This window comes from Paraburkholderia sp. D1E, assembly GCF_052682275.1.
In genome coordinates, this window is sequence record NZ_JBQYMB010000001.1 from 2,888,651 (window position 1) to 2,913,720 (window position 25,070).

General features: G+C 58.4%; 14 protein-coding genes, 2 tRNA genes and 3 rRNA genes. 13 read left to right on the forward strand and 6 right to left on the reverse strand.

The window, feature by feature from the left end; translation table 11 throughout:
* Window positions 1-92 precede the first annotated feature (92 nt).
* The gene (locus tag ACUN0E_RS13045; protein WP_445570431.1) at window positions 93-632 is read left to right on the forward strand and encodes a vWA domain-containing protein; all 540 of its coding nucleotides are present in this window, start codon (window positions 93-95) and stop codon (window positions 630-632) included.
* A gap of 35 nt (window positions 633-667) precedes the next feature.
* Here ACUN0E_RS13045 and ACUN0E_RS13050 read toward each other — a convergent pair whose 3' ends face one another.
* Window positions 668-1,642: a flagellar brake protein gene (locus ACUN0E_RS13050; protein ID WP_445570432.1), complete on the reverse strand. Its 975-nt coding sequence runs from the start codon at window positions 1,640-1,642 to the stop codon at window positions 668-670.
* Between the two features lie 1,145 nt (window positions 1,643-2,787).
* Between ACUN0E_RS13050 and ACUN0E_RS13055 the strand changes: the two genes are divergently transcribed.
* From ACUN0E_RS13055 to rrf, 5 genes are all read left to right on the forward strand, one after another.
* A 16S ribosomal RNA gene (locus ACUN0E_RS13055) occupies window positions 2,788-4,318 on the forward strand.
* A 79-nt stretch (window positions 4,319-4,397) separates the two neighbouring features.
* Window positions 4,398-4,474: transfer RNA gene (locus ACUN0E_RS13060), tRNA-Ile, on the forward strand.
* Between the two features lie 70 nt (window positions 4,475-4,544).
* Window positions 4,545-4,620, forward strand: a tRNA-Ala gene (locus tag ACUN0E_RS13065).
* Window positions 4,621-4,936: 316 nt separating this feature from the next.
* A 23S ribosomal RNA gene (locus tag ACUN0E_RS13070) occupies window positions 4,937-7,816 on the forward strand.
* 200 nt (window positions 7,817-8,016) lie between these two features.
* Window positions 8,017-8,129: ribosomal RNA gene (rrf, locus tag ACUN0E_RS13075) — 5S ribosomal RNA — on the forward strand.
* The 16S, 23S and 5S rRNA genes sit together here with 2 tRNA genes alongside, the layout of an rRNA operon.
* A gap of 70 nt (window positions 8,130-8,199) precedes the next feature.
* Here rrf and ACUN0E_RS13080 read toward each other — a convergent pair.
* The 3 genes from ACUN0E_RS13080 to ACUN0E_RS13090 form a co-directional block, all read right to left on the reverse strand.
* Window positions 8,200-9,276 (reverse strand): lipocalin-like domain-containing protein, encoded by a 1,077-nt coding sequence (locus tag ACUN0E_RS13080; RefSeq protein ID WP_445566831.1) that lies wholly within the window; start codon window positions 9,274-9,276, stop codon window positions 8,200-8,202.
* A gap of 194 nt (window positions 9,277-9,470) precedes the next feature.
* The gene (locus ACUN0E_RS13085) at window positions 9,471-12,044 is read right to left on the reverse strand and encodes an FtsX-like permease family protein (RefSeq protein ID WP_445566832.1); all 2,574 of its coding nucleotides are present in this window, start codon (window positions 12,042-12,044) and stop codon (window positions 9,471-9,473) included.
* Window positions 12,031-12,780, reverse strand: coding sequence for an ABC transporter ATP-binding protein (locus tag ACUN0E_RS13090; RefSeq protein WP_408509688.1), 750 nt, complete (start codon window positions 12,778-12,780; stop codon window positions 12,031-12,033). The genes ACUN0E_RS13085 and ACUN0E_RS13090 overlap by 14 nt, the downstream gene beginning before the upstream one ends.
* Window positions 12,781-13,463: 683 nt before the next feature.
* On the opposite strand from ACUN0E_RS13090, the gene ACUN0E_RS13095 reads away from it, so the two are divergent.
* The 5 genes from ACUN0E_RS13095 (at window position 13,464) to cyoD (ending at window position 19,249) form a co-directional block, all read left to right on the forward strand.
* The gene (locus ACUN0E_RS13095; RefSeq protein WP_445566833.1) at window positions 13,464-15,017 is read left to right on the forward strand and encodes an NADH-quinone oxidoreductase subunit M; all 1,554 of its coding nucleotides are present in this window, start codon (window positions 13,464-13,466) and stop codon (window positions 15,015-15,017) included.
* 378 nt (window positions 15,018-15,395) lie between these two features.
* Window positions 15,396-16,295 (forward strand): ubiquinol oxidase subunit II, encoded by a 900-nt coding sequence (gene cyoA / locus ACUN0E_RS13100; protein WP_408225230.1) that lies wholly within the window; start codon window positions 15,396-15,398, stop codon window positions 16,293-16,295.
* A gap of 3 nt (window positions 16,296-16,298) precedes the next feature.
* Complete coding sequence (cyoB, locus tag ACUN0E_RS13105) at window positions 16,299-18,287, forward strand: cytochrome o ubiquinol oxidase subunit I (RefSeq protein ID WP_445566834.1); 1,989 nt, start codon at window positions 16,299-16,301, stop codon at window positions 18,285-18,287.
* Window positions 18,287-18,892, forward strand: coding sequence for a cytochrome o ubiquinol oxidase subunit III (gene cyoC / locus ACUN0E_RS13110; protein ID WP_408509686.1), 606 nt, complete (start codon window positions 18,287-18,289; stop codon window positions 18,890-18,892). Before cyoB ends, cyoC begins: the two co-directional genes overlap by 1 nt.
* Window positions 18,893-19,249 carry a cytochrome o ubiquinol oxidase subunit IV gene (gene cyoD / locus ACUN0E_RS13115; RefSeq protein WP_325045337.1) on the forward strand — a complete coding sequence of 119 codons (357 nt, stop codon included), beginning with the start codon at window positions 18,893-18,895 and terminating at the stop codon, window positions 19,247-19,249.
* Window positions 19,250-19,326: 77 nt separating this feature from the next.
* Here cyoD and ACUN0E_RS13120 read toward each other — a convergent pair whose 3' ends face one another.
* On the reverse strand, window positions 19,327-21,393 hold the full coding sequence (locus ACUN0E_RS13120) for a capsular polysaccharide export protein, LipB/KpsS family (RefSeq protein WP_445566835.1): 2,067 nt from the start codon (window positions 21,391-21,393) through the stop codon (window positions 19,327-19,329).
* The gene (locus ACUN0E_RS13125) at window positions 21,394-22,542 is read right to left on the reverse strand and encodes a glycosyltransferase family 4 protein (RefSeq protein ID WP_445566836.1); all 1,149 of its coding nucleotides are present in this window, start codon (window positions 22,540-22,542) and stop codon (window positions 21,394-21,396) included.
* Between the two features lie 149 nt (window positions 22,543-22,691).
* On the opposite strand from ACUN0E_RS13125, the gene ACUN0E_RS13130 reads away from it, so the two are divergent.
* Window positions 22,692-23,858, forward strand: coding sequence for a polysaccharide biosynthesis/export family protein (locus ACUN0E_RS13130; protein WP_445566837.1), 1,167 nt, complete (start codon window positions 22,692-22,694; stop codon window positions 23,856-23,858).
* Between the two features lie 171 nt (window positions 23,859-24,029).
* Window positions 24,030-25,034, forward strand: coding sequence for a D-glycero-beta-D-manno-heptose-7-phosphate kinase (rfaE1, locus tag ACUN0E_RS13135; RefSeq protein WP_445566838.1), 1,005 nt, complete (start codon window positions 24,030-24,032; stop codon window positions 25,032-25,034).
* Window positions 25,035-25,070 lie beyond the last annotated feature (36 nt).

Consider the following 25,070-nt stretch of genomic DNA (forward strand, 5'->3'; position numbering starts at 1 on the left):
TTCGATGGCGGCAAGGTGCCGGCGCAGGTTCGCGTGGCCGTTTGCAAGGGACGCCGGGCAAGCGCATCGCATGGTTGCCGACGCTCACCGCAATGCGTCAGGACACCTTGCGCGCCGAGCATCTGCGCTTCGTGCGTGAGGCGCCGCGGGGCGGTGTACTGCACTGCTTCGTGCTCGATTGTTCCGGTTCCATGCTTGGCGGGCAGCGCCTCGCACTCGCAAAGGGTTTGCTGAGCGCGTTGTTCGATCGCGCAAGCACTTCGCGCGCCGAGGCGGCGCTGGTGTGTTTTGGCGGCGCCGGCGCCGATCTGCGTTTCGGTCCCGCTGTGCCGCGCTGGTGGAACGAGCGATGGCTAAGGCCGGTGGGTGGAGGTGGCGGGACGCCGCTCGCGTCCGGCGTGCGTCAGGCCGCGCAGGTGCTGGAGCGCAGCGCCCGACGCAAGCCCGCGCAGCAGCGCTGGCTGTGGATCCTGACCGACGGCCGCAGCGGCGATCAGCCGGCGCGGCCGCTTCACGCGGACGAAGTGATATTCGTCGATTTTGAGCGGGAGGCGATTCGGCTGGGCCGTTGCAGGACGCTTGCCGATGCATGGGGCGCGGCGCTTTTTACACCGGAAGAACTGATTGCCTGAGCCGCACGCGCGCCATGCCGCGCGTTTTCGTGCGCTTATTTCAAACCGTTAGACCAGCATTGCACGTCGTCCTGGCGGTCGAATACGAAGACTTTCATCGCCATCTGCTGTGCTGCATCGAGTTGATCGAGTTCGAGACCGTGGATCGACGGCTCGCCCGGCGCGCTGCCTTTCTGCACGTTGCGGATGATTGCCGTGGTTTCGATCATGGTTTGCAGTTCTGCCGATTTGAGGCAGAAGGCGACGCGCAATCGTTCGCCGACTGCACCGAGCGTCCATGAGGCGCTCAGCGACATGCCGAGTGTGCTGATGCTGTTGGCCACGCCCAGACTTTCATATGAATCGCCAGTTTCGCCGATGCCGAAGCGCACCGCGAAGTGCGCGTGGACGCGGATCGACTTGCGTTCGCGCAGGCGGCGGATCACGCCGGGTTTCGATAGCACTACGTAGTCGAACGGGGCGCGACAAACTGACTCGACCGTGCAGACGAAACGAAACACGGCGTGGCTCGCTATGGCGACGATCTCGATGTTTTCGCCGAGGCGTAGTGGGAGGATGCGGCCATTTTGCAATGGCGGTGTCACGAAGAGCGCGTGGTTGGGCGCGAAGCCGATGATGCGGCATGGATGCATCGGAGCGCCGCTACCGAGTTGGGAGCGTACGCCTATTAATGCACCTATCGTCAGGTGCATGTCCTTTATTGTGAGTTTGCCGGTGGAGTGGTCGGGTTGGGGTTCTGGTTCTGGTTGCGTGGCCGCGTTCAGTAAGTCGCCGCGGTGCGGGTGGAAGTTGTCGAAGAGGAATTTGCGCTCGTCTGTGGTGGCCAGGATGGCGCCGCTGGCGAAGAGGAGTGTGCCGTCGGAGTCGGTGATTGGCCAGTCGAGGGGCGTGCCTGTTGGGACTGCTTCCAGAAGCAGGTGGGGTGATGGGGAGTCTGTTTGGGCGTCTGTTTGGGCGTTTGCCTGGGTGTCCGCTTGGGGCTCTGCTTGGGTCCCTACTGGTTTTTCCATGGTCGGCGGATAAATGTGTGGCTGAATTACTTGTTTACGGCTGCGCCGGATGGGGGCTTTAGTGGTTTTTGTTTGTTTTGGTTTTTTGTTTTTTGCTGGTTTTGTTTGCCCCAAGGTGTTGGGCTGTCCTTGATCTGGCTACTTTGGCCTTTCCTTGTTTTCTTCGCGGTCTATTAGCGTTCGCCCCTGTGCGGGGCAGGCACTTACTTTCTTTGCCGCCGCAAAGAAAGATAAGCAAAGAAAGCGGCTCACCCCGCCAGCTTATAAGTGGGTCCCCCGCGCAGTTGCAGTAGTGGTGCATCTGGAATCTGTGCTCCCGCACATTCGGCGTGAGTGACAAGGGCGTCTTACTTCCGGCGGCGCTGCGCGCGCCGAAGCGTACTTCACAAAACCACTCTCCGCGTTCCTGCTTCCTGGTTGTTCTTGTTTGTCCTCGTTTTGTCTTCGTAGCTTGCGCGTAGTTTCTATTGCGCGTCCTCGATTCGCCCGTTCCCGCTGCTTCCTCTTCGTCCTTGTGTCCCCTTGGGGGCGTGCGTCTGAGTGTCCCCGTATCCCCGTGTCCGGAGTGCTCCGAGTGCTCCGAGAGTCCCGAGAGCCCCGAGAGCCCCCGAGAGCCCCCGAGAGTCCCCGGTGGCGCGTGATCGTTCAATCGAGTTAGCGTCTCTCGCTTGCAAAAATATGCAATCACTGGTATTGCGTGAAAATTAACTCGGATAACTAAGTATTTTTTGCGATGCCCGAGCAAAGGCTGTTTTGGTGCTTCTCAACTTTTTGAAAATAATTGCACAAGAGGGATTGACGACATGCCGGCCGTTCTCCATAATCTCGTTTCTCTGCTGCAGATGCAGCGACGCAGAACGAAGCGGTGCCGGGTGGTTGTGAGGTTGGCGACACGCGGTGCGGTTTTTGGTAGTGAATGCGTAATCGATCTTTAAAAATTAACAGCCGATAAGTGTGGGCGCTTGATGCGCGACGCGGCGGTGGGTCCTTCGGGGCCTGCTGCAAAAGCGAAAGTATCAAGTCTCACACTAGTATTAAAGGAAGGTTTTCCTGCTGGGGTGGAAACACGGCGGCAGGATGATCATTCGTCAGTACGTTGAGTGAGCGACCGGGTTCGAAAGAGCCCGAAAAACAGTAACAGGTTTGAACTGAAGAGTTTGATCCTGGCTCAGATTGAACGCTGGCGGCATGCCTTACACATGCAAGTCGAACGGCAGCACGGGGGTAACCCTGGTGGCGAGTGGCGAACGGGTGAGTAATACATCGGAACGTGTCCTGTAGTGGGGGATAGCCCGGCGAAAGCCGGATTAATACCGCATACGCTCTACGGAGGAAAGGGGGGGATCTTAGGACCTCTCGCTACAGGGGCGGCCGATGGCAGATTAGCTAGTTGGTGGGGTAAAGGCCTACCAAGGCGACGATCTGTAGCTGGTCTGAGAGGACGACCAGCCACACTGGGACTGAGACACGGCCCAGACTCCTACGGGAGGCAGCAGTGGGGAATTTTGGACAATGGGGGCAACCCTGATCCAGCAATGCCGCGTGTGTGAAGAAGGCCTTCGGGTTGTAAAGCACTTTTGTCCGGAAAGAAAACTTCTGCCCTAATACGGCGGGAGGATGACGGTACCGGAAGAATAAGCACCGGCTAACTACGTGCCAGCAGCCGCGGTAATACGTAGGGTGCAAGCGTTAATCGGAATTACTGGGCGTAAAGCGTGCGCAGGCGGTCCGCTAAGACAGATGTGAAATCCCCGGGCTTAACCTGGGAACTGCATTTGTGACTGGCGGGCTAGAGTATGGCAGAGGGGGGTAGAATTCCACGTGTAGCAGTGAAATGCGTAGAGATGTGGAGGAATACCGATGGCGAAGGCAGCCCCCTGGGCCAATACTGACGCTCATGCACGAAAGCGTGGGGAGCAAACAGGATTAGATACCCTGGTAGTCCACGCCCTAAACGATGTCAACTAGTTGTCGGGTCTTCATTGACTTGGTAACGAAGCTAACGCGTGAAGTTGACCGCCTGGGGAGTACGGTCGCAAGATTAAAACTCAAAGGAATTGACGGGGACCCGCACAAGCGGTGGATGATGTGGATTAATTCGATGCAACGCGAAAAACCTTACCTACCCTTGACATGTATGGAACCTGGCTGAAAGGTCGGGGTGCCCGAAAGGGAGCCATAACACAGGTGCTGCATGGCTGTCGTCAGCTCGTGTCGTGAGATGTTGGGTTAAGTCCCGCAACGAGCGCAACCCTTGTCCCTAGTTGCTACGCAAGAGCACTCTAGGGAGACTGCCGGTGACAAACCGGAGGAAGGTGGGGATGACGTCAAGTCCTCATGGCCCTTATGGGTAGGGCTTCACACGTCATACAATGGTCGGAACAGAGGGTCGCCAACCCGCGAGGGGGAGCCAATCCCAGAAAACCGATCGTAGTCCGGATCGCACTCTGCAACTCGAGTGCGTGAAGCTGGAATCGCTAGTAATCGCGGATCAGCATGCCGCGGTGAATACGTTCCCGGGTCTTGTACACACCGCCCGTCACACCATGGGAGTGGGTTTTACCAGAAGTGGCTAGTCTAACCGCAAGGAGGACGGTCACCACGGTAGGATTCATGACTGGGGTGAAGTCGTAACAAGGTAGCCGTATCGGAAGGTGCGGCTGGATCACCTCCTTTCTCGAGCTAGACGTGTCAAAGCGTTGAGCGCTCACGCTTATCGGCTGTGAAATCAGGACAGATACGCAGACAGACTCAGGGGTCTGTAGCTCAGTTGGTTAGAGCACCGTCTTGATAAGGCGGGGGTCGATGGTTCGAATCCATCCAGACCCACCACTGTTTCTGCGGTGGCTGCAGCTAACCGGTGAGGACCCCGGGGCGAACAGGTTGCGTGATCTGTATGACTGGGGGATTAGCTCAGCTGGGAGAGCACCTGCTTTGCAAGCAGGGGGTCGTCGGTTCGATCCCGTCATCCTCCACCAATCTTCAATGCCTAGCGTTCGGTATTTACCGAGCTTTATGCATTGGCGATTGAGCCAGTCAGAGTGATATGAAGCAGAGCTTTATATCGGCTGTCGTTCTTTAACAATCAGGAAGAAGTAGTAAAGAGATTCACGAAAGCGTGTCTAGAGATGGGCATGTGAGTAGGTGAATCAGGGTTGTGATTGTATCAATGTATGAAAAGGGAAATCGAAAGATTGCTCTTGGAATACGGCGCAACACGAATACTCAACCTGTAGCGACTGTGACGAAACACTTCATCCCCCGTGGATGCAGTGCGAGACACACCCGTTATAGGGTCAAGCGAACAAGTGCATGTGGTGGATGCCTTGGCGATCACAGGCGATGAAGGACGCGGTAGCCTGCGAAAAGCGGGGGGGAGCTGGCAAACGAGCTTTGATCCCCCGATGTCCGAATGGGGAAACCCACCTCTATTGAGGTATCCATGGCTGAATACATAGGCCATGAGAAGCGAACGCGGTGAACTGAAACATCTAAGTAACCGCAGGAAAAGAAATCAACCGAGATTCCCAGAGTAGTGGCGAGCGAAATGGGACCAGCCTGTACTCTTTATCTTCATTGTTAGTCGAAGGCTCTGGAAAGTGCCGCCATAGCAGGTGATAGCCCTGTAGACGAAAACAGCGAGGAAGAACTGGGTGTACGACAAGTAGGGCGGGACACGTGAAATCCTGTCTGAAGATGGGGGGACCATCCTCCAAGGCTAAATACTCGTGATCGACCGATAGTGAACCAGTACCGTGAGGGAAAGGCGAAAAGAACCCCGGGAGGGGAGTGAAATAGATCCTGAAACCGCATGCATACAAACAGTAGGAGCCTCCTTGTGGGGTGACTGCGTACCTTTTGTATAATGGGTCAGCGACTTACATTCAGTGGCAAGCTTAACCGATTAGGGAAGGCGTAGCGAAAGCGAGTCCGAACAGGGCGTTCAGTCGCTGGGTGTAGACCCGAAACCAGGTGATCTATCCATGGCCAGGATGAAGGTGCGGTAACACGTACTGGAGGTCCGAACCCACTAACGTTGAAAAGTTAGGGGATGAGCTGTGGATAGGGGTGAAAGGCTAAACAAACCTGGAAATAGCTGGTTCTCTCCGAAAACTATTTAGGTAGTGCCTCGTGTATCACCTTCGGGGGTAGAGCACTGTCATGGTTGTGGGGTCCATTGCGGATTACTACGCCATAGCAAACTCCGAATACCGAAGAGTGCAATCACGGGAGACAGACATCGGGTGCTAACGTCCGGTGTCAAGAGGGAAACAACCCAGACCGCCAGCTAAGGTCCCCAAATATTGCTAAGTGGGAAACGAAGTGGGAAGGCTAAAACAGTCAGGAGGTTGGCTTAGAAGCAGCCATCCTTTAAAGAAAGCGTAATAGCTCACTGATCGAGTCGTCCTGCGCGGAAGATGTAACGGGGCTAAGCAATATACCGAAGCTGCGGATGCACATTTATGTGCATGGTAGGAGAGCGTTCCGTAAGCCTGCGAAGGTGCATTGAAAAGTGCGCTGGAGGTATCGGAAGTGCGAATGCTGACATGAGTAGCGATAAAGGGGGTGAAAGGCCCCCTCGCCGTAAGCCCAAGGTTTCCTACGCAACGTTCATCGGCGTAGGGTGAGTCGGCCCCTAAGGCGAGGCAGAAATGCGTAGCTGATGGGAAGCAGGTTAATATTCCTGCACCATTGTTAAATGCGATGGGGGGACGGATCGCGGAAGGTTGTCCGGGTGTTGGAAGTCCCGGTTCCTGTGTTGGAGAAGGCGCTCAGGCAAATCCGGGCGCGCAATTCAAGGGCATGGGACGAGCCGCTTAGGCGGTGAAGCAACTGGAAGTGGTTCCAAGAAAAGCCTCTAAGCTTCAGTTTAACAAGACCGTACCGCAAACCGACACAGGTGGGCGAGATGAGTATTCTAAGGCGCTTGAGAGAACTCGGGAGAAGGAACTCGGCAAATTGGTACCGTAACTTCGGGATAAGGTACGCCCCTGTAGCTTGATGCGCCTGCGCGCAAAGGGTGAAGGGGTTGCAATAAACTGGTGGCTGCGACTGTTTAATAAAAACACAGCACTCTGCAAACACGAAAGTGGACGTATAGGGTGTGACGCCTGCCCGGTGCCGGAAGATTAAATGATGGGGTGCAAGCTCTTGATTGAAGTCCCGGTAAACGGCGGCCGTAACTATAACGGTCCTAAGGTAGCGAAATTCCTTGTCGGGTAAGTTCCGACCTGCACGAATGGCGTAACGATGGCCACACTGTCTCCTCCCGAGACTCAGCGAAGTTGAAGTGTTTGTGATGATGCAATCTCCCCGCGGCTAGACGGAAAGACCCCATGAACCTTTACTGTAGCTTTGCATTGGACTTTGAACCGATCTGTGTAGGATAGGTGGGAGGCTATGAAGCGTGGACGCCAGTCTGCGTGGAGCCGTCCTTGAAATACCACCCTGGTTTGTTTGAGGTTCTAACCTTGGCCCGTGATCCGGGTCGGGGACAGTGCATGGTAGGCAGTTTGACTGGGGCGGTCTCCTCCCAAAGTGTAACGGAGGAGTACGAAGGTACGCTAGGTACGGTCGGAAATCGTGCTGATAGTGCAATGGCATAAGCGTGCTTAACTGCGAGACCGACAAGTCGAGCAGGTGCGAAAGCAGGTCATAGTGATCCGGTGGTTCTGTATGGAAGGGCCATCGCTCAACGGATAAAAGGTACTCTGGGGATAACAGGCTGATACCGCCCAAGAGTTCATATCGACGGCGGTGTTTGGCACCTCGATGTCGGCTCATCTCATCCTGGGGCTGTAGCCGGTCCCAAGGGTATGGCTGTTCGCCATTTAAAGAGGTACGTGAGCTGGGTTTAAAACGTCGTGAGACAGTTTGGTCCCTATCTGCCGTGGGCGCTGGATATTTGAAGGGGGCTGCTCCTAGTACGAGAGGACCGGAGTGGACGAACCTCTGGTGTACCGGTTGTCACGCCAGTGGCATCGCCGGGTAGCTATGTTCGGAAGAGATAACCGCTGAAAGCATCTAAGCGGGAAACTCGCCTTAAGATGAGATATCCCCGGGGCTTCGAGCCCCTTGAAGGGTCGTTCAAGACCAGGACGTTGATAGGTCAGGTGTGGAAGCGCAGTAATGCGTTAAGCTAACTGATACTAATTGCCCGTAAGGCTTGATCCTATAACAGGTGTGTTTTGCGTGATGAGTTAGCACTTCAGTGCTTACTCAGGACCACCCCCGAAGGGGGCAGGGACACGCGACGCACGGTTGAGATCAGTGTTGTGCCAGAAACAACACAACTCCCGCTGGTGAGCATCACCAGAAACTACTTCTTCCAGATTGGCTGTATTGCTCCCCGAGCAGTACGGCAACAAGTCATGCCTGATGACCATAGCGAGTCGGTCCCACCCCTTCCCATCCCGAACAGGACCGTGAAACGACTCCACGCCGATGATAGTGCGGATTCCCGTGTGAAAGTAGGTAATCGTCAGGCTCCCCTGCAGTAACAGAAACCCCACCCCTCAACGGTGGGGTTTCTGCGTTTACAGCAGCAAAAACGGCGCTCACTCTCTCCCGATCCGCAACGCGTTCGCGTAACCCGTCAGTTCCAGATAAGCGTGTCCAACGTCCACGCCTTCGCGACCCACCCGCACCGCACCTTCCCAATACACAGCACCAGTCGATTGACGGGAATCGAGTTCCTGGTCGTCCATCAATGGATCGAGGCGCCACATCAGCGTACCGGTTTTGACCATCATAGAGACGGGATACGACGTGTTCGTGCGTGGCGAGCGCCATGTGCGAATCGGAGTGAAGTCGACCTCATCGCGGCCAAACGTCTTCACCTGACCATCGCGATTTCTCAGCGCTGCGTGTGCCCATACCGTGTGTCCATCGCGACTGCGGACCTTGAAAGCCATCAAGGCTGAACCGTCCGTCAGGTTGGCGCCGAGCCAATCCCATCCGACCGCGTCGGTATCGAGCAGCGTGCTCGACCATTCATGATCGAGCCACGCCGCGCCGGTAACGGCCGTTTCGCCTGTCGATTTGCCGCCCGCTGCGACCGGTCGAACTACGCTGCCGGCCACGCGCAATTGCGGCTCGCTGTAGTAATAGCTCGCCTGTTCGGGCCGCGGACCTTTGCGCGAGTAGCCGCCTTCGCCCTGGACTAAAGGTGCTTGTGTCGGCGTCAGCGTGAGATGCAGCGCGAATCCGTTCGCGTCCACTGTAACGTCGTAGTGACCATCGGCGGCACGGATAATTTTCCATGTGTCGAGTTTGACGTCGGTATTGCCCGGCTTCGCATACGCGAGTCCGAAACCTTGGCGGGCAATGCGCTGATCGTGCGTAAGATGGCCGAGCGCTGGATCGCTTAACGCGGCATGGGCAATGATCAATTGCGATGGTGCGAACGCGCTCGGATCGGTGGGATCGTGACCGGTTGCCGAGCGAAAGAAAGTGATCTGGAAACCGAGGGGATGATTGTCCGGTGTCGTGAGCCAGCCCGTTGCGTACCACCACTCGGTGCGAAAAGCCGGGTGTGCCCCGGTGTCTTGCGGAAGAACGATGGGATGATCTGGCGTGACAGTCGCAAACTCGAGCGTCGCAGCGAACGCAGACGCGGCAGCCAGAAAACCCATGCAAAGTAACGCGGCACGAATCCTGGCGTTTAGCCGCCGTGCGCCCGCAACGCGAGGCAACGCAGTTGGTGACGTGCGCGACAAGGCGGGCGCGAGCCAGAGGCGACTCGCGCAACAGAGGCGAGTTACTCGATAATCTCGCTCCTCGCCCTCATGCGCCGACGCTCGCGTCATCTCACGCGGCAATCTCTCCATCACCAATCCTCCTTCACCGCGCGCACTGCATCCACCGACACTGCGCCGCGTCCCGCAATCACCGCTGTCGAACACGACGAGGCCAACATCATCAACGCCACCGTGCCGAGCACCGTCCATGGAACGTGCAGCGACATGCTCCAATGAAACGACTGCGGATTGACGACGAACACCAGAATCAGACTGATTGCGAATCCGAGAACAAAACCCATCGCGATGCCACATGCCGTGAGCATCCCGCCTTCGAGAGCGAGAATCGAAAGAACCTGTGAGCGAGTCACGCCCACGTGCCGGAGCATGCCGAACTCCCGGGCTCGTGCGAGTGTTTGCGCTGAGAACGTCGCCGCGACGCCGAACAGGCCGATTACGATCGCGACACCCTCGAGCAGATAAGTGACGGCAAAACTCCGATCGAAGATAACCAGCGTATGCGCGCGAATTTCGCCCGGTAGCGAGAGATCTAGCGACGCACCGTAGGGCAGCGCACGCAGCCCGGCAATCACGCGTTCAACGCTCGTCCCGGGTTGAACGGTGACGGCCACATCCGTTGCGCCTGTATCTGCAGTTAAACGCCGGTAATCCGCAAGCCGTATCTGGATCGCACCGGTCTGACGCACATAATCACGCCATATGCCGGCCACAACGAATACATGACCGCGCTCGCCGAGCGGCAATTGCACGCGCTGGCCAAGTTTATATCCATACAGATCGACCATTGCTTCGGACACCCAAACAGGTGTCTCGCCCTCATGCAACGCGGAAGGAGGCAGAACCGGCCCGGTCATCTGCAGATTCGCACCTGGATCGGCGGCATCGATTTCACGTGCGAGCACGGCGACGTCCGGCCGTGCAGGATCGAGCGTGAGATGCGAAGTGCGGGCAAACGCAGCGGTCTTGATGCCGGGCACGGCACCCAGCAAAGTCTGTTCGTCGGGGCGCAAGCCACCGGTGTCGCCGTTCGGTGCGACGCGAACGTACAGATCGGCCGAGAGCAGGTGGCCCAACCAGTCTTCGACGGAAACGCGGAAGCTGGCCACCATGATCGCCATCGCGACGATCAGCGCGAAGCTCGACAGCACGCCGCCCATTGCGATCGATGCATGGCCTGGGGCATTCGCGAGACGCGCCAAGGCCAACGTGCTCGCCGCGCCGGCGCGACGCCGCGCACCGAGCGCACGGCTCGCCGCACCAAAGATCAACGCGGTCACGCGCGGCATCAGCGCAATCCCGCCGACCAGCAACAACGCAACGGCGAGATAGCCGCCGATAGGCGCATCGAACAAGGGCGGCACTTGCGTGAGCACGGCGGCAACCAGCAGACATGCCAAAGCGGGCCACGGCGTAGCGAGTCGCGCCAACGCGCCTTCTTCGGCGCCGGCTTTGAGCGCTGCTGCGGGCCGCGCACGCGCCGCCTCCAATGCGGGAGCAAGACTGCCTAATACCGACACCGCGATGCCGAGCGTCAGAAATAGCGCGGTCGCCAGCGGTTCGAAACCGACGTGTGGCTGCACGCCAGGAAAGTAGCCGCCGCCCAGATCGCTGCCGAAAAAGCGCAATGCGCCGCTCGCCATCGCATAGCCGAGCGCGAGGCCGGACAGCGAACCGAGCAGGCCGAGCAGCGCGCCTTCTATCAGGATCTGCCGCAACAACTGCCCACGCGTCAGACCAAGCACGCGCAGCATCGCGAACTGCGCGCGCCGTCGCACGACACCCAGCGCCTGCGTCGAAAACACGAGGAAGGCGCCGGTGAAAAGCGCCACCAGCGCGAGCACATTCATATTGATCCGGTAGGCGCGCGACAGACGATCGGTCCGGCTTTCGGCGTCGCGCGTCTCGGAGATCACCCACTGCGTGCCGAGCCGTGCCTGCAGGTCACGCTTGAAGCGTTCCCGGTCGATGCCGCGTTCGAGCTGCACGTCGATGCGTGACAGCTTGCCCACCTTGCCGAACCTCCACTGAGCGGCGGCGATATCCATGACCGCGAGCCGCTGACCCGGCCGCGTTCTCACGAGGCCGCCTGCCACGCGCAAGTGCACGATCGACGTGCCGCTTCGCAGCGCTACGTCATCGCCGATTTTCACCTTTAGCCATTGCTGCGCCGCCGGCGAGAGAAATACCGCATTAGCCGCGAGCGTATCGAACGGCCGCTCCGGTGACGGCACGCCGATCAGATCAGGCGCAATGCGGCTTGCCTTGAAGACATCGATGCCGAGTACGGGCAGCGCGGCGTTCTGATCCGGCACGGTGACATCGAGAGCGAGTACGGGACTCGCCAACGCCACACCGGACTCAGTCGACAAACGCGGATAGATGGACTCGTCGAATAAAGGTTGTGCGCCACGCACCTGCAGATCGGCCTGGCCCGACAGGCTGCGAGCCGCCGCTGAGAATTCATTGAAGGCCGCGCTGTTGATCAATTGAACGGCGTATCCCAGTGCGACGCCGAGCGCGATCGTTGCGATCGCAACCAGTGCGCGTGCGCGATGACTGCGCCACTCCGCACCCAACAGCCAACGCGCGAGTATGCGATGACCTCGCATTCGCTGCAGCGGGCGTGGGTCAGCGTGCATCATCGGCTGAACGCGCAATGGGTCTGGCGTCGGGCTGCGAGCCGGAAAAGGCCCTGCGCCCGGATGACGCGTGCAAGCCGCCTTCGCTCAGAATCAGAATGCGGTCCGCCACGGCTGCGGCCGCTTCCGAGTGCGTGACCATGATGGTGGCCGCACCCGTTGCCTTGCTTTGCGTGCGGAACAAACCGAGCACGTCGTGCGCGGTATCGGGATCGAGGTTGCCGGTGGGTTCGTCGGCGAGAATCAGTTTCGGACGATGCACGAGCGCCCGCGCAATGGCGACGCGCTGCAATTCGCCGCCCGACAGTTGCCGCGGAAAATCATCGCCCCGGCCGCTCAAACCGACGGACGCGAGCATATCGAGCGCGCCGGCCGCGGGTAGATCGTTTAATAGCAGCGGCAGAGCGACATTCTGCGCAAGCGTCAGATGCGGCAGCACGTGAAACGCCTGGAACACGAAGCCCAGTTTTTGCCGGCGCAAGCGCGTTGCCGCGTTGTCATCCAGACGCGAGACCGCGCTGCCGTCGATGATCACGTCGCCGCTATCCGCGCTGTCGAGCCCTGCAATGAGATTCAGCAGTGTTGATTTGCCGACGCCGGAGTCACCCATGATCGCGACGAACTCACCCGGCGCGAGTGTGAAATCGAGGTGCGCCAGCACGATGCGGCCAGCGCCGTAGGTCTTGCTAAGCGCGCGGCATTCGAGCGCGGGAACGACACCTTCATCATGAAGCACCATGCGGGATCCAATAAGTCTTGCCGGTGAGGGCGGCGTCTAACCGTGCAAAAACTACCGTGCTGCGCACGAACGTCGGCCCTTGAACCGCCGAAGTATATTCGGGTTTTGTAAGGCTAGCAGGCATAGGCCGCCACTGCCTGATACCCATCTGAAAGCAGGCGGGTGAATGGATCGCGTGGGTCTTTTCGGGGCGCGCCGACGTTTCTTTAGAGTGCCGGATCAAAAAATTTTCTGCGCGCGGACGCGCTAAATTTTCGCGGCCCCCTCGAAACCGGCCTTGATGGCACGTCATGCACCAGCATGATTTATTCCAATCCAATCGTTGCGTGGACACGCTCGTGCAAGAGTGCTTAAGTTCTGCCCAACTGCTTTCTTCTCCATACAAAAAGCATGGTGAAAAGCCATCGGCGATAAATTTGTGCATCTGCACATTTTTCGGCGTTTCGCAAGGGCAGGCGTGGCAACAATACATTGCCAAAGGTGTTGCAGCATTGTTGCGCTGCAAAAGTATTCTTATCTTGGTAATCTCCCACCCTTGGTCATTCGACTGCGGGTAAACGTGAGGCGGGCAGCGCCGCTTCCACGTCAATTTCAGCGAAATCCAGCCTACATATCCATTTCAATGCTTTCGTTTTTGAAGGCGTTGATACGGCGTTTTGTATTTCAAGTTTTCAACAGAACACATGCCATTGCCTCCGCTTCTTAGCCTACTCATCTGGATCCCTATTGTCGCCGGCCTGGTGGTTTTGCGTGCCGGATCTGACGCGGCACGTAGCCGCACGCGATGGCTTGCACTGATCGGCGCGGTAGCGGGTTTCCTGCCGGTGATTCCGCTCGTGTCGAATTTCCGCAACGACGTGACGTCGATGCAGTTCGTCGAGAACGTCCGCTGGTCGCCCACCTTCGATATTGCATGGCATGTGGGCGTGGATGGGATTTCGCTGTGGCTCGTCGCGCTGACCGCGCTGACCACGATCATCATCGTGGCCGCCTCGTGGGAGTCGATCACCGAACGCACCGCGCAGTACTTCGGCGCATTCCTGATGCTGTCGGGTTTCATGCAGGGTGTGTTCACGTCGATGGACGGCATGTTGTTCTTTATCTCGTTCGAAGCGACGCTGATTCCGCTCTACCTGCTGATCGGCACGTGGGGCAATTCGAACCGCTCGTATGCGGCGGTGAAGTTCTTCTTCGTCTCGTTCCTCGGCTCGCTGATGATGTTGATGTCGATGCTGTACCTGTACGCGCAAACGCACAGCTTCGATCTCGCGCTGTGGCGTGAAACGCATCTCGGCACCTGGGCGCAGGTGCTGGTCTTCCTCGGCTTCCTTGCTGCGTTCGGTGTGAAGGTGCCAATGTGGCCGCTGCATACGTGGCTGCCGGACGTTCACCTCGACGGGCCGACCGGTGCTGCCGTGATGATCGGTATGCTCAAGCTGGGCGGCTACGGCCTGCTGCGTTTCGCGCTGCCGATCGCCCCGCAGGCCAGCCATTTCTTCGCGCCGATGATGATCACGTTGTCGCTGGTCGCGGTGATCTATTCCAGTCTGCTGGCACTGGTGCAGACCGACATGCGCCGCTTGCTCGCATATTCGACGATCGCGCACATGGGCCTCGTGACGCTCGGTCTGTTCGTCTTCAACCGCATCGGCCAGGCCGGCGCGATCGTGCAGATGCTGTCGTACGGCGTGGTTTCCGGCGCGATGCTGTTGTGCACGGGCATGCTCTACGACCGCACGAAGACGGCTTCGATCGCCGAATACGGCGGCGTAGCCAACACCATGCCGCGCTTCGCTGCGTTCGTCATGCTGTTCTCAATGGCTAATATCGGCCTGCCGGGCACGTCGGGTTTTGTCGGCGAGTTCATGGTGCTGATGGGTGCGATCCGCTTCAATTTCTGGATCGGTGCCATTGCGGCATCCACGTTGGTCCTGAGCGCGGCCTACACGCTGTGGATGTACAAGCGGGTGATTTTCGGCGCGATCGCCAATGCACGCGTCGCGAAGCTGCAGGACCTCGGCAAGCGCGAGTTCGTGTTGCTTGGTGCGATGGCTTTGTTGGTTTTGGCCATCGGCATCAATCCGAAGCCTTTCACCGATGCGATCGACCCGTCGGTCGGTACCCTGCTGGCCCAATCGGAACGAAGCGCACATCCTTCGGACTCCGCACCGGCTGATGGTGGCGAGCACTTGCAGGCGGCGGCACCTGCTGTCGTCGCGGCACGCACGCCGGGCTGACCGGAACGAAGTGCAGCGCAACGCAGGTGCAGCATTCGTCGCGCGGATGCCGCCCTTGCTGACACAGCCTTATCGCATCGGCATACGCCCCTTTTCGAGCATCAGGCGCGGCGCAACCATCCAGGTCGCGCCGCGTTTTAATGCTTATATAAAGGGGCTTTCGTAATCCGGCGGCTCCGACAACACTTTGCAATAGAGCATTGCAGACCCACACGTGCGCACAGTCGTGCGGCAACGTGTCGCACGGTGTTGCGACGCAATAGATTGTTGCTAAATCGGGTGTTTATATCTCATTGACGTCCCCCTATTATGCGATCGCTTACTAAGGGAGAGCGGTCGAATGACGTTCGTTGAAGTCGTAAATGAAGGGCAATGGATATGAAAGGAAAGACTCTGCGAGGGTCGATAAGTTTCCTTTCCGCCGGCCTCGTGTTGTTGCTCTCGGGTTGCAGCAACCTGGATGTTTTGAATCCGAAGGGAAGTGTGGGTCTGGCCGAACGTGAGCTGATTACCACGTCGACCGTGGCCATGCTGATCGTGGTTATTCCGGTTATTGCGCTCACGCTGCTGTTCGCATGGCGCTATCGCGCGTCGAACAAGAACGCGGAATATCGTCCGGGGTGGGTGCATTCCACCGGCATCGAAATCGCCATCTGGACGATTCCGACGCTGATCATTCTTTTCCTCGCCGTGTTGACGTGGAAAACCACGCACGAGCTCGATCCGTATAAACCGCTCGAGTCGCAGGTGAAGCCGATCAACGTCGAAGTCGTCGCACTCGACTGGAAATGGCTCTTCATCTATCCCGACCTCGGCATCGCCTCGGTGAACCAACTGGCGTTCCCGGTTGGCACGCCGGTGAACTTCCTCATCACGTCCGATACGGTGATGAACTCCTTCTTCATTCCGCAACTCGGCGGCCAGATCTACGCGATGGCGGGTATGCAAACGCGTCTGCATCTGATTGCCGACGAAGCCGGCAACTACGCAGGCACCGCGGCGAATTTCAGCGGCAAGGGTTTCTCGGACATGAAGTTCCGCGCACTCGCTACGTCGCCTGACGAGTTCAATGCGTGGGTCGCCAAGGTGCGCGGCTCGTCCGACCGTCTCGATATGGACCGCTATCACACGATGTCGGCGCCTACGGAGAAGGAGCCCGTGCGCTACTTCTCGTCGGTCGATCCGAAGCTCTTTCACAACATCATTGCCCGATACAACAACGGTAACGTCCTCGACAACATGAAAGACGCTAACTGTGCGCCAAAGGGTAAGGGGTAACGCATGTTCGGAAAACTTACGCTCGATGCGATTCCGTATCACGAGCCAATCATCGTGGGCGCGGGCGTCTTCATGGCGCTCGTCGGGCTGGCCGTGCTCGGCACGATCACGTATCTCGGCAAATGGCGCTACCTGTGGACGGAATGGCTGACCTCCGTCGACCACAAGAAGCTCGGCATCATGTACATCATCGTGGCGATGATCATGCTGCTACGCGGCTTCTCGGACGCGATCATGATGCGTCTGCAACAGGCGCTCGGCTACATGAGCCCGGGCTATCTGCCGCCGCATCACTACGACCAGGTGTTCACGGCACACGGCGTCATCATGATTTTCTTCATGGCGATGGCGTTCATGATTGGCCTGATGAACCTGATCGTGCCGCTGCAGATCGGTGCACGCGACGTTGCATTCCCGTTCATCAACTCGCTGAGTTTCTGGATGACCGCCGTCAGCGCGATTCTGATCAACGTGTCGCTGGTGATCGGTGAGTTCGCACAAACGGGCTGGCTGGCTTATCCGCCCTTGTCCGAATTGCAGTTCAGTCCGGGTGTCGGGGTCGACTATTACCTGTGGAGTTTGCAACTGTCCGGTATCGGTACCTTGCTTACCGGCGTGAACTTCTTCGCGACCATCGTCAAGATGCGCGCGCCGGGCATGACGTTCATGAAGATGCCGGTGTTCACGTGGACCGCGCTCTGCACCAACGTGCTGATCATGGCGTCGTTCCCGATCCTGACCGTGACGCTCGCGTTGCTCGGTCTGGACCGCTACCTCGGCATGCACTTCTTCACGAACGACGGCGGCGGCAACGCCATGCTGTACCTGAACCTCATCTGGGCATGGGGTCACCCTGAGGTGTACATCCTGATCCTGCCGGCGTTCGGTATTTTCTCGGAAGTCGTGGCGACCTTCGCCAAGAAGCCGCTGTTCGGTTACAAGACGATGGTATGGGCGACCTGCGCGATCATGGTGCTGTCGTTCCTCGTGTGGCTGCACCACTTCTTCACGATGGGCTCGGGCGCCGACGTCAATGCGTTCTTCGGTATCGCAACGATGGTGATTGCAATTCCCACCGGCGTGAAGGTGTTCAACTGGCTGTTCACGATTTACAAGGGTCGTCTGGAATTCACCACGCCCGTGCTGTGGACGATCGGCTTTATGGTCACGTTCACGATCGGCGGTATGACCGGCGTGATGATGGCGATTCCGGGTGCGGACTTCGTGCTGCACAACAGCCTGTTCCTGATCGCTCACTTCCACAACGTGATTATCGGTGGCGTGCTGTTCGGTTATCTGGCCGGCTTTAACTACTGGTTCCCGAAGGCATTCGGTTTCAAGCTGAATGAAAAGCTCGGCAAGGCTGCGTTCTGGTTCTGGCTGGTCGGATTCTATGTCGCGTTCATGCCGCTGTACGTGCTCGGTTTCATGGGCATGACGCGCCGTCTGAACCATTACGACAATCCGGCCTGGCATCCGTGGCTGATCCTCGCTGCGTTTGGCGCAGGGCTGATCGCTATCGGCATTGCTTGCCAGTTGGCGCAACTGTACGTCAGTATCCGCGACCGCAATCTGCCGGAAAACCGCGATGTCTCGGGCGATCCGTGGAATGGCCACACGCTGGAATGGGCAATGAGCTCGCCGCCCCCGGTGTACAACTTCGCGCTCATCCCGACGGTACGCAAGCTGGATGCATTCACCGACATGAAGTCGCGTAAAGCGCCGCAAACAGAGCCGGTTTATCGCGACATTCATATGCCGTCGAATACGCCTGCGGGTCTGCTGGTGGGCTTGTTCTCGCTGGCGCTCGGCTTTGCCGGTGTATGGCACATCTGGTGGCTTGCGATCGCCGGCCTGGTCGGCGCAGTCGGCACGGTCATCGTCTACAGTTTTATGGACAACGACGGCTACTACATCCCGGCAGACACCGTCGCGCTGACTGAAGAAAAGCGCACGGGTGCGGGCGCCCAGGTCGCGTTGGAGGTGGACTGATGTTACAGAAGACTATTGCGGTTCAACCGCATCTCGCGCCGGACCATGTGCCGTCGCAATCGGTATTCGGTTTCTGGCTGTACCTGATGACCGACTGCATCATCTTTGCCGCGTTGTTCGCCGTCTTCGCGGTGATGGGCCATCAGTTCGCGGGTGGTCCGACCGGTAAAGATCTGTTCGAGATCCCAGGCGTCGCGCTTGAAACGTCGATGCTGCTGCTGAGCAGTATCACGTACGGCTTCGCCATGCTGGGCGCGCATAAGAACAAGAAGGGCGTGCTGCTCTTCTGGCTCGGCGTGACCTTCCTGCTGGGTCTCGCGTTCCTCGTGCTGGAAATGCGCGAGTTTTCGCACCTGATCGCACAGGGCGCAGGCCCGAGCCGCAGTGCGTTCCTGTCGTCGTTCTTTACGCTGGTCGGCACGCACGGTTTGCACGTAACGTGCGGCCTGATCTGGATGGTGGTACTCGCGATTCAGGTGATGCGTCACCGCGATCTGACCGAGCGCGACATGATTCGCCTGACGTGCCTGAGCCTGTTCTGGCACTTTCTGGACGTCGTGTGGATCGGCGTCTTCACCTTTGTCTATCTTGCGAGCGTGATCTAAATGGACCATAGCCATCACTCACACCTGGCGCACTCGGACGAAGGACACGGGGGTGAAAGTCACGGCAGCATCGGCAGCTATACGATAGGTTTCATTCTCTCTGTCGTGTTGACCGCCGCGGCGTTCGGCCTCGTGCTGAACGGCACGTTGACGGGCGAGAACGCGTTGCTTGCGATCGCGGGCCTCGCGCTCGTGCAGATCGTCGTGCACCTGGTTTTCTTCCTGCACATGAATACGTCGTCGGCACAGCGTTGGAACGTCATGGCGTTCGGCTTTACAGTGCTGACGGCCGTGATTCTGATTGTCGGGTCATTGTGGATCATGCATAACGTCAGCATGCACATGATGTCGCGATAAGCGGAAAACGTAGTTGCTTGAGAAAAGCCCCGCAAGACGAAAGTTTTGCGGGGCTTTTACGTTTTCTGGCGAGACGGCTACGCGCGGGGCGTGAGCCTTTGCCGGAAACGCCATGACGCATGGCGGATTCCGTTGCGGGTCCAGCGGATTGCCTTGAGCAATGGCCGCTTCCGGTTGCCGCGGACTTGTTCGAGCGGTCGCGCAGCCTGCGGTGCGAGCTGTTCGACTACCGCTTCCGGCGTGGTGAAAAGACGCGTGCGCCAGTCCCAGTAGAGGGGGTAGCGCAGCAACACGCCCGCGCACAACATGTCCAAAGTCAGTGTGCGATAGCGCCATGGTAATGGCGTGAGTGCGTCGTGCGTCAGTCCCCAGCCTGCATAGAAAGGCAGCCCGTAGGTGAAGACCGCTTTGCCGCGCAACAACGCGTCGAAGCCTGCGAGTGACGACAAGGTGTGCACCTCGTCCGCCACGTCGACGAGCGAGAGCAAGTCCGCTTCCGTGTCGACAATATCCGCGAGTTGTTGCGCGTCGATCAGTCCATTGCGATTGCCCGACAGAACATCCGGATGCGGCTTGTAGACCACGAATGCATCGGGACGCAGCCTGCGCACTTCGCGCAACAGTGCGTCGGCGGTGCTGATGACGCGCGTGCCGAGGCGGATCGATGCGTCGTCGGCGACTTGCCCTGGAACCAGGACGACCCGCTTGCCTGCCGGCGCAGTCCACGCAGGGCGACGCCGGCCAAGGTTGTACTTGGTAACGCCAAGTGTCACCACGCGCTCGCGCAGTGCCGCAGCACGCGCCAGCTCGCTAGCGCTGAACTCGGTTTCATTGAGCAGTACGCTGAGATCGCTTGGCTGGCTGGCGTCGAAGTAGAGGCCGCGGTGGTCGATGACCTGGCTGCGTGGCGCGATCATGTCGGAGCCGAGGCCCGTCGAGTGAAAGAAGCCGTCTTCGATTCTGACGCGGCGAACCTCGGGGGCAAGACCGTCCGCGCTGCGTGCGCCCCACAGTACCGCGCATTCGTTCGCCTGCACGGACTGCGGCTCGCGCGTCCAGCGTAACGTTGCGCCGCCGGCGCTGATGTACGGCATCGCAAACGGGCGCTTCCACCACTGAAAGCGGATTCCTGCTGCGTGTTGCACGTCGGCGAAACGGTGCTGGACTGCTCGCTGCAACTCGATGCTGTCGAGCAGATCGTCGAGCGTACCCAGAGCATGCGTGGACGGATTCAGGTAGCGCGCAAAGCGCAGGAAGACCACCTCGAATAGTGCGGCGAGCGTGGGACGTGCGCTGCGGTTCGGCAAGTGCAGGTCGTCGTCGGTCAACCCCCAGCCCGCGTAATAGGGTGCACCGAATACGTGCGTCGGCACGCCGGCCAGCAGGGCATGCATGCCCTCCGAGGCGGCCAATGTATAGACGTGGTCGATATGAGGCAACGCTGCGCACAGCGATTCGTGATCGGCAAGATGCCGAGCGCCGGGTGGCATGCAGTCGGCCGACACGGAGAGCCAGCGCCCCGCGCCTTTATCATCCGATCGGGCGATCCAGAATTCGGCTTGCGGATGAGCAGAGCGTGCGGCGTGCACCATTCGCATGAAGGCTCGACGTGAGTTGCGAACCGCGATCGCGCCAAGTCCATGAGAACGTACGCGCTCGTCGACCAGCATGACGCGGGTTGTGCGTTTGGTTTCGAGTAGAGCGGCGGGACAACTGGATTGCGATCGGCGCTGTGTCGAGGCACGGCTGTGCGCGAACCGTTGCATCAGCCGCTCGACATTGGCCTTGGCCTCGACTTCGGGCAAAGCGCTGGCGCTCCGATCGTGTTCGAGCGCGGCGGTGAGTGCCGAATTGATCGCGACAACGAAAGCATCGGCGCCGGCATCCGTCACCGGAGCGCTGAACCACGACAACAAGGGCGTACCGGACGCGCCGTGCGACCAGACCGGACCTGGCCAAGCGGCGCTGACGCGCTTGCCGCCTACACGGGCGAAGCGCAATGCGACGCGGCCGAACAACCGATCGATCCACAGATGTTCCGAGCGTCCGGCCAGCCAGTTTAGCGAGCGGAAGCCGCGCGTTATGGCGCGCAGATTGATCGCCGGGATATCCGGAGCCGGTTGCCCAGTGACGCGTTGCTTCATCTAGCGCAGCGTCTCAAGAAAACCGTCCACGTGTTCGAAATGCTCCGCCCATGTCGGCTCGCGAAAGCGTTCGATGCGGGCCAATTGTGCGTCGCGCGCCGGACTGTTGGCCTGAGCATAGGCCTGAATTCGGGCGAGCCAGCCGGGACCGTCGAGCGGGTCGAGGTAATCCGGAATGTCGTCGGCGATTTCATGGAAGACGTCCAGGTCGCTGGCGAGCACCGGCACCTTGAGCGCGAGGGCTTCGGCGAGCGGCATGCCGTAGCCTTCGACGAATGACGGGAACAGCAGTGCCTGAGCGTGCTGGAGATAGGCATGAAGCTGCTCGTCGGAGCAGTGGGCTTCTTCTATCACGACGTTTTTCAGGCTTTGGCAGCGCTCCAGCATATCGACGACGTTTTCGCATTCCCAGCCGCGCCTGCCGATCACGACCAACTTTGGAGCAGTTGCGCCGAGCTGCTCGACCAGGCGCCGCCACACGTGCAGGATGAACCAGTGATTCTTGCGTGGCTCGATGGTGCCGAGCATGACGAAGTAGGGCGTGGGCAGCGGGCGTGGGGCGAGTGGTTGCTGGGTGACGCCTGAGGCGAGGCGTGCCACCACGCTCGGCGGGAGCGGCAGATTGGCCTGGTGCGCTTCGGCCGCGAGCGAGTCGAGTGTGGCTTGCGAATTGGCGATCAGGCCGCTCGCGTGCCTGAGTGCGGTATGCATGCGGTGCCGGTGAGTCGCCTCCACTCCTGGTCGACAGTATTCGGCATGAGTCAACGGAATTAAATCGTGGACCATGAATACGGGGCGTATTTCGCGTTTCGTCATTGCCCGGTAATAACGGCCGAATTCCATTCCGTTGTGACTTGTGTGCAACAGGATTCCGCCGAGGCTTTTTTCTCGCAGGCGAGAAAAGCATGCGCGTACAACTAATGTGCGGATTGCGTTCTTGTTGCAAACAGACGAACGAAGCCATGCAAACGTTTGCTGGGAGTCTCGCTCGGATAAAACCGTCGAAAAGCCGCGTTCGCTGAGGACTGCGCGCGCATTTGCACTGTACTTTTGAATGTATGCGAGGCCGACGCGGTCTACGCCGGTGGGCAAAAGCCCGTCGTAAAGGCGCGTGAGGAGGCGCGTGACGTCCAGGTGGATGGTTGACACGGGAGTGCAGTACGGTTTGTTAGCTGGCGCGCGGAATTTTCTGGTCTTTCTGGCAGGGATTTTTTATTACAGAGCGCCATTCTACCCGAGTGCGTGAGACAATTCGCGCCGACGTTTTACTTACTAACTCTTGCTAACTATTGCAATAAATGCCGCGTCTGTCACGTTGTCTTGTTTTCACCACGGTTGCCGCGGGTGCGCTTTTACTGGGCGGCTGCTCGAGCATTCCCAATTCCGGCCCCAGTAGTTCGCAGATTAGCAAGGTTGGGGCTGCGGCGAATCCGGCTGGCATCCAGATTGTCGATGTTACGGACGATATCGCCAGAAAGCTTTTCGCGGAGCGCAGCGTTGGCGATTTTTCGGTTGAGTTGGGTGATAGCACATCGTTCCAGCAACAGCTAGGTGTCGGCGACACGATCGAAGTTTCGATCTGGGAAGCGCCGCCCGCTACGCTGTTTGGAGCAACCCAGCCTGACCCTAAAGGCGGTGTGAGTAACGCGAGCGTGACAGTATTGCCGGATCAAACAATAGACGGTTCCGGCAAGATCAATGTGCCGTTTGCCGGCGAAATTGCCGCTGTGGGCCGCACGCCCACTCAACTGCAACGCGACATTGCTCTTCGTCTGAAGAATATTGCCCATGACCCGCAGGTTGTGGTGAAGTTGTCGCAGAATGCCACTTCATACGTCACAGTGGTTGGCGATGTAGCCAGCAGTAACCGTATGCCTCTCAGCGCGCGTGGCGAACGATTGCTTGATGCCTTGGCCGCCGCTGGCGGGGTGAAACAGCCGATCGACAAGATCACTATTCAGGTCACGCGTGGTAATACGGTTGCTTCGCTGCCACTCGAGCGCGTAATTCGAGACCCTCGGCAAAATGTGCCGCTTCACGCCGGTGATGTAGTGACTGCCCTATTTCAGCCATTCAGCTTTACCTCATTGGGGGCGACCGGCAGAAATGATGAGATTAATTTCGAAGCTCAGGGAATCACTCTGGCTCAGGCATTGGCACGCTCGGGTGGGTTACAAGACTCCCGGTCTGACGCTCAAGGCGTATTCATCTTTCGCCTTGAAGATGCCAATGCACTCCACTGGCCGGTCTCTCCTGTCCAGACGACCGCGAATGGAAAAGTGCCTGTCGTCTATCGCGTCAATCTGCGCGATCCTAATTCATTCTTTATTGCACAAAGTTTCATGATGAACAATAAGGATGTTTTATACGTATCCAACGCACCGATCGCTGAGCTTCAGAAATTCCTGAATGTGGTCTTCTCCGTTGCTTACCCAGTCGTGAACACGGTGAATAGTTTTAAATGATTTGACGATATTTTATATTGTTGCGTGACACGCCGAAAAATTCCAGAAAGGCGTATTTTTGGATAAGCAATTGCGCGTCAAAATTCGCTAAGGTACTGCCAGGTTTCCTGGCGCGCGCAAGAAAATTTGATAGTTACTGGGCTTGCTCAGGGAATCCGAGACGAAAAGAGCATGGTGCAATATTCGGACGTGGCCACAGCCAATTTTAAAAACTGTGAAATCCTGATTGTTGGCGATCTTATTCTTGACACCTTTGTTTACGGGCACGTGTCGAGAATTTCACCTGAGGCACCGGTGCCAGTATTAAGCATCAAGTCCGAAGAAAGCATGTTAGGCGGCTGCGGCAACGTCGCAGCGAATGTGGCGGCTCTGGGCTCTCGCGCGAAATTGCTTACGGTCGTCGGAGACGACGAAGCTGGAGAAAAATGCCGAAGAATATTGGCTGACACCCCTCGCATCGAGGCGCTTCTTGTCACAGACAAGAGCCGTCGTACCACCCTGAAAGAACGGTATGTTGCCCAATCGCAGCAGATCCTGCGAGCAGATTCTGAGGACGTTCGTGCAGTTTCAGTTCAAGTTGAAGACGCCCTGATTCGCGAGTTTGAAGCTGCATTATCCAGTGCGCATGTGGTTGCAATATCCGACTATGGCAAGGGTGTGCTAACGGACCGAGTCCTTAGCGAATGCATACGCATCGCACGTCAGAAAGGAATCCCCGTCGTGGTTGATCCGAAGCGAAAGGATTTCGAAGCGTACAAGGGTGCTGCCGTCATCAAGCCGAACTGCTCGGAACTAATCGCTTCAACGGGACTACCTTGCGGTACCGATGCTGAAGTCGAAACGGCTGCGCGCGTATGGGCGGATAGACTTGGAGCAAGCATATTCGTGACTCGTTCCGAACTTGGCATGTCACTGGTGCGGCCATCCGAGTTGATCGTCCACTCGCGAGCAGTGGCTCGGGAGGTATTTGATGTTTCGGGTGCGGGTGACACCGCTCTTTCGGTGTTTGCAACGGCTATTGCGGCCGGGCTTGATGCGGTGCAAGCAATGAAACTGTCGAACGCAGGCGCAAACATTGTGGTGGGCAAGCGTGGCACTGCAACGGTCAGTGCAGAAGAGTTGGCTGCCGTTCTGTTTGAACTGGCTGGCAGCGAGGCGGCAGATTGTTTGGCATAACGCGGCCAGAAGGCGCTGCAACTACGCTTTGACGCA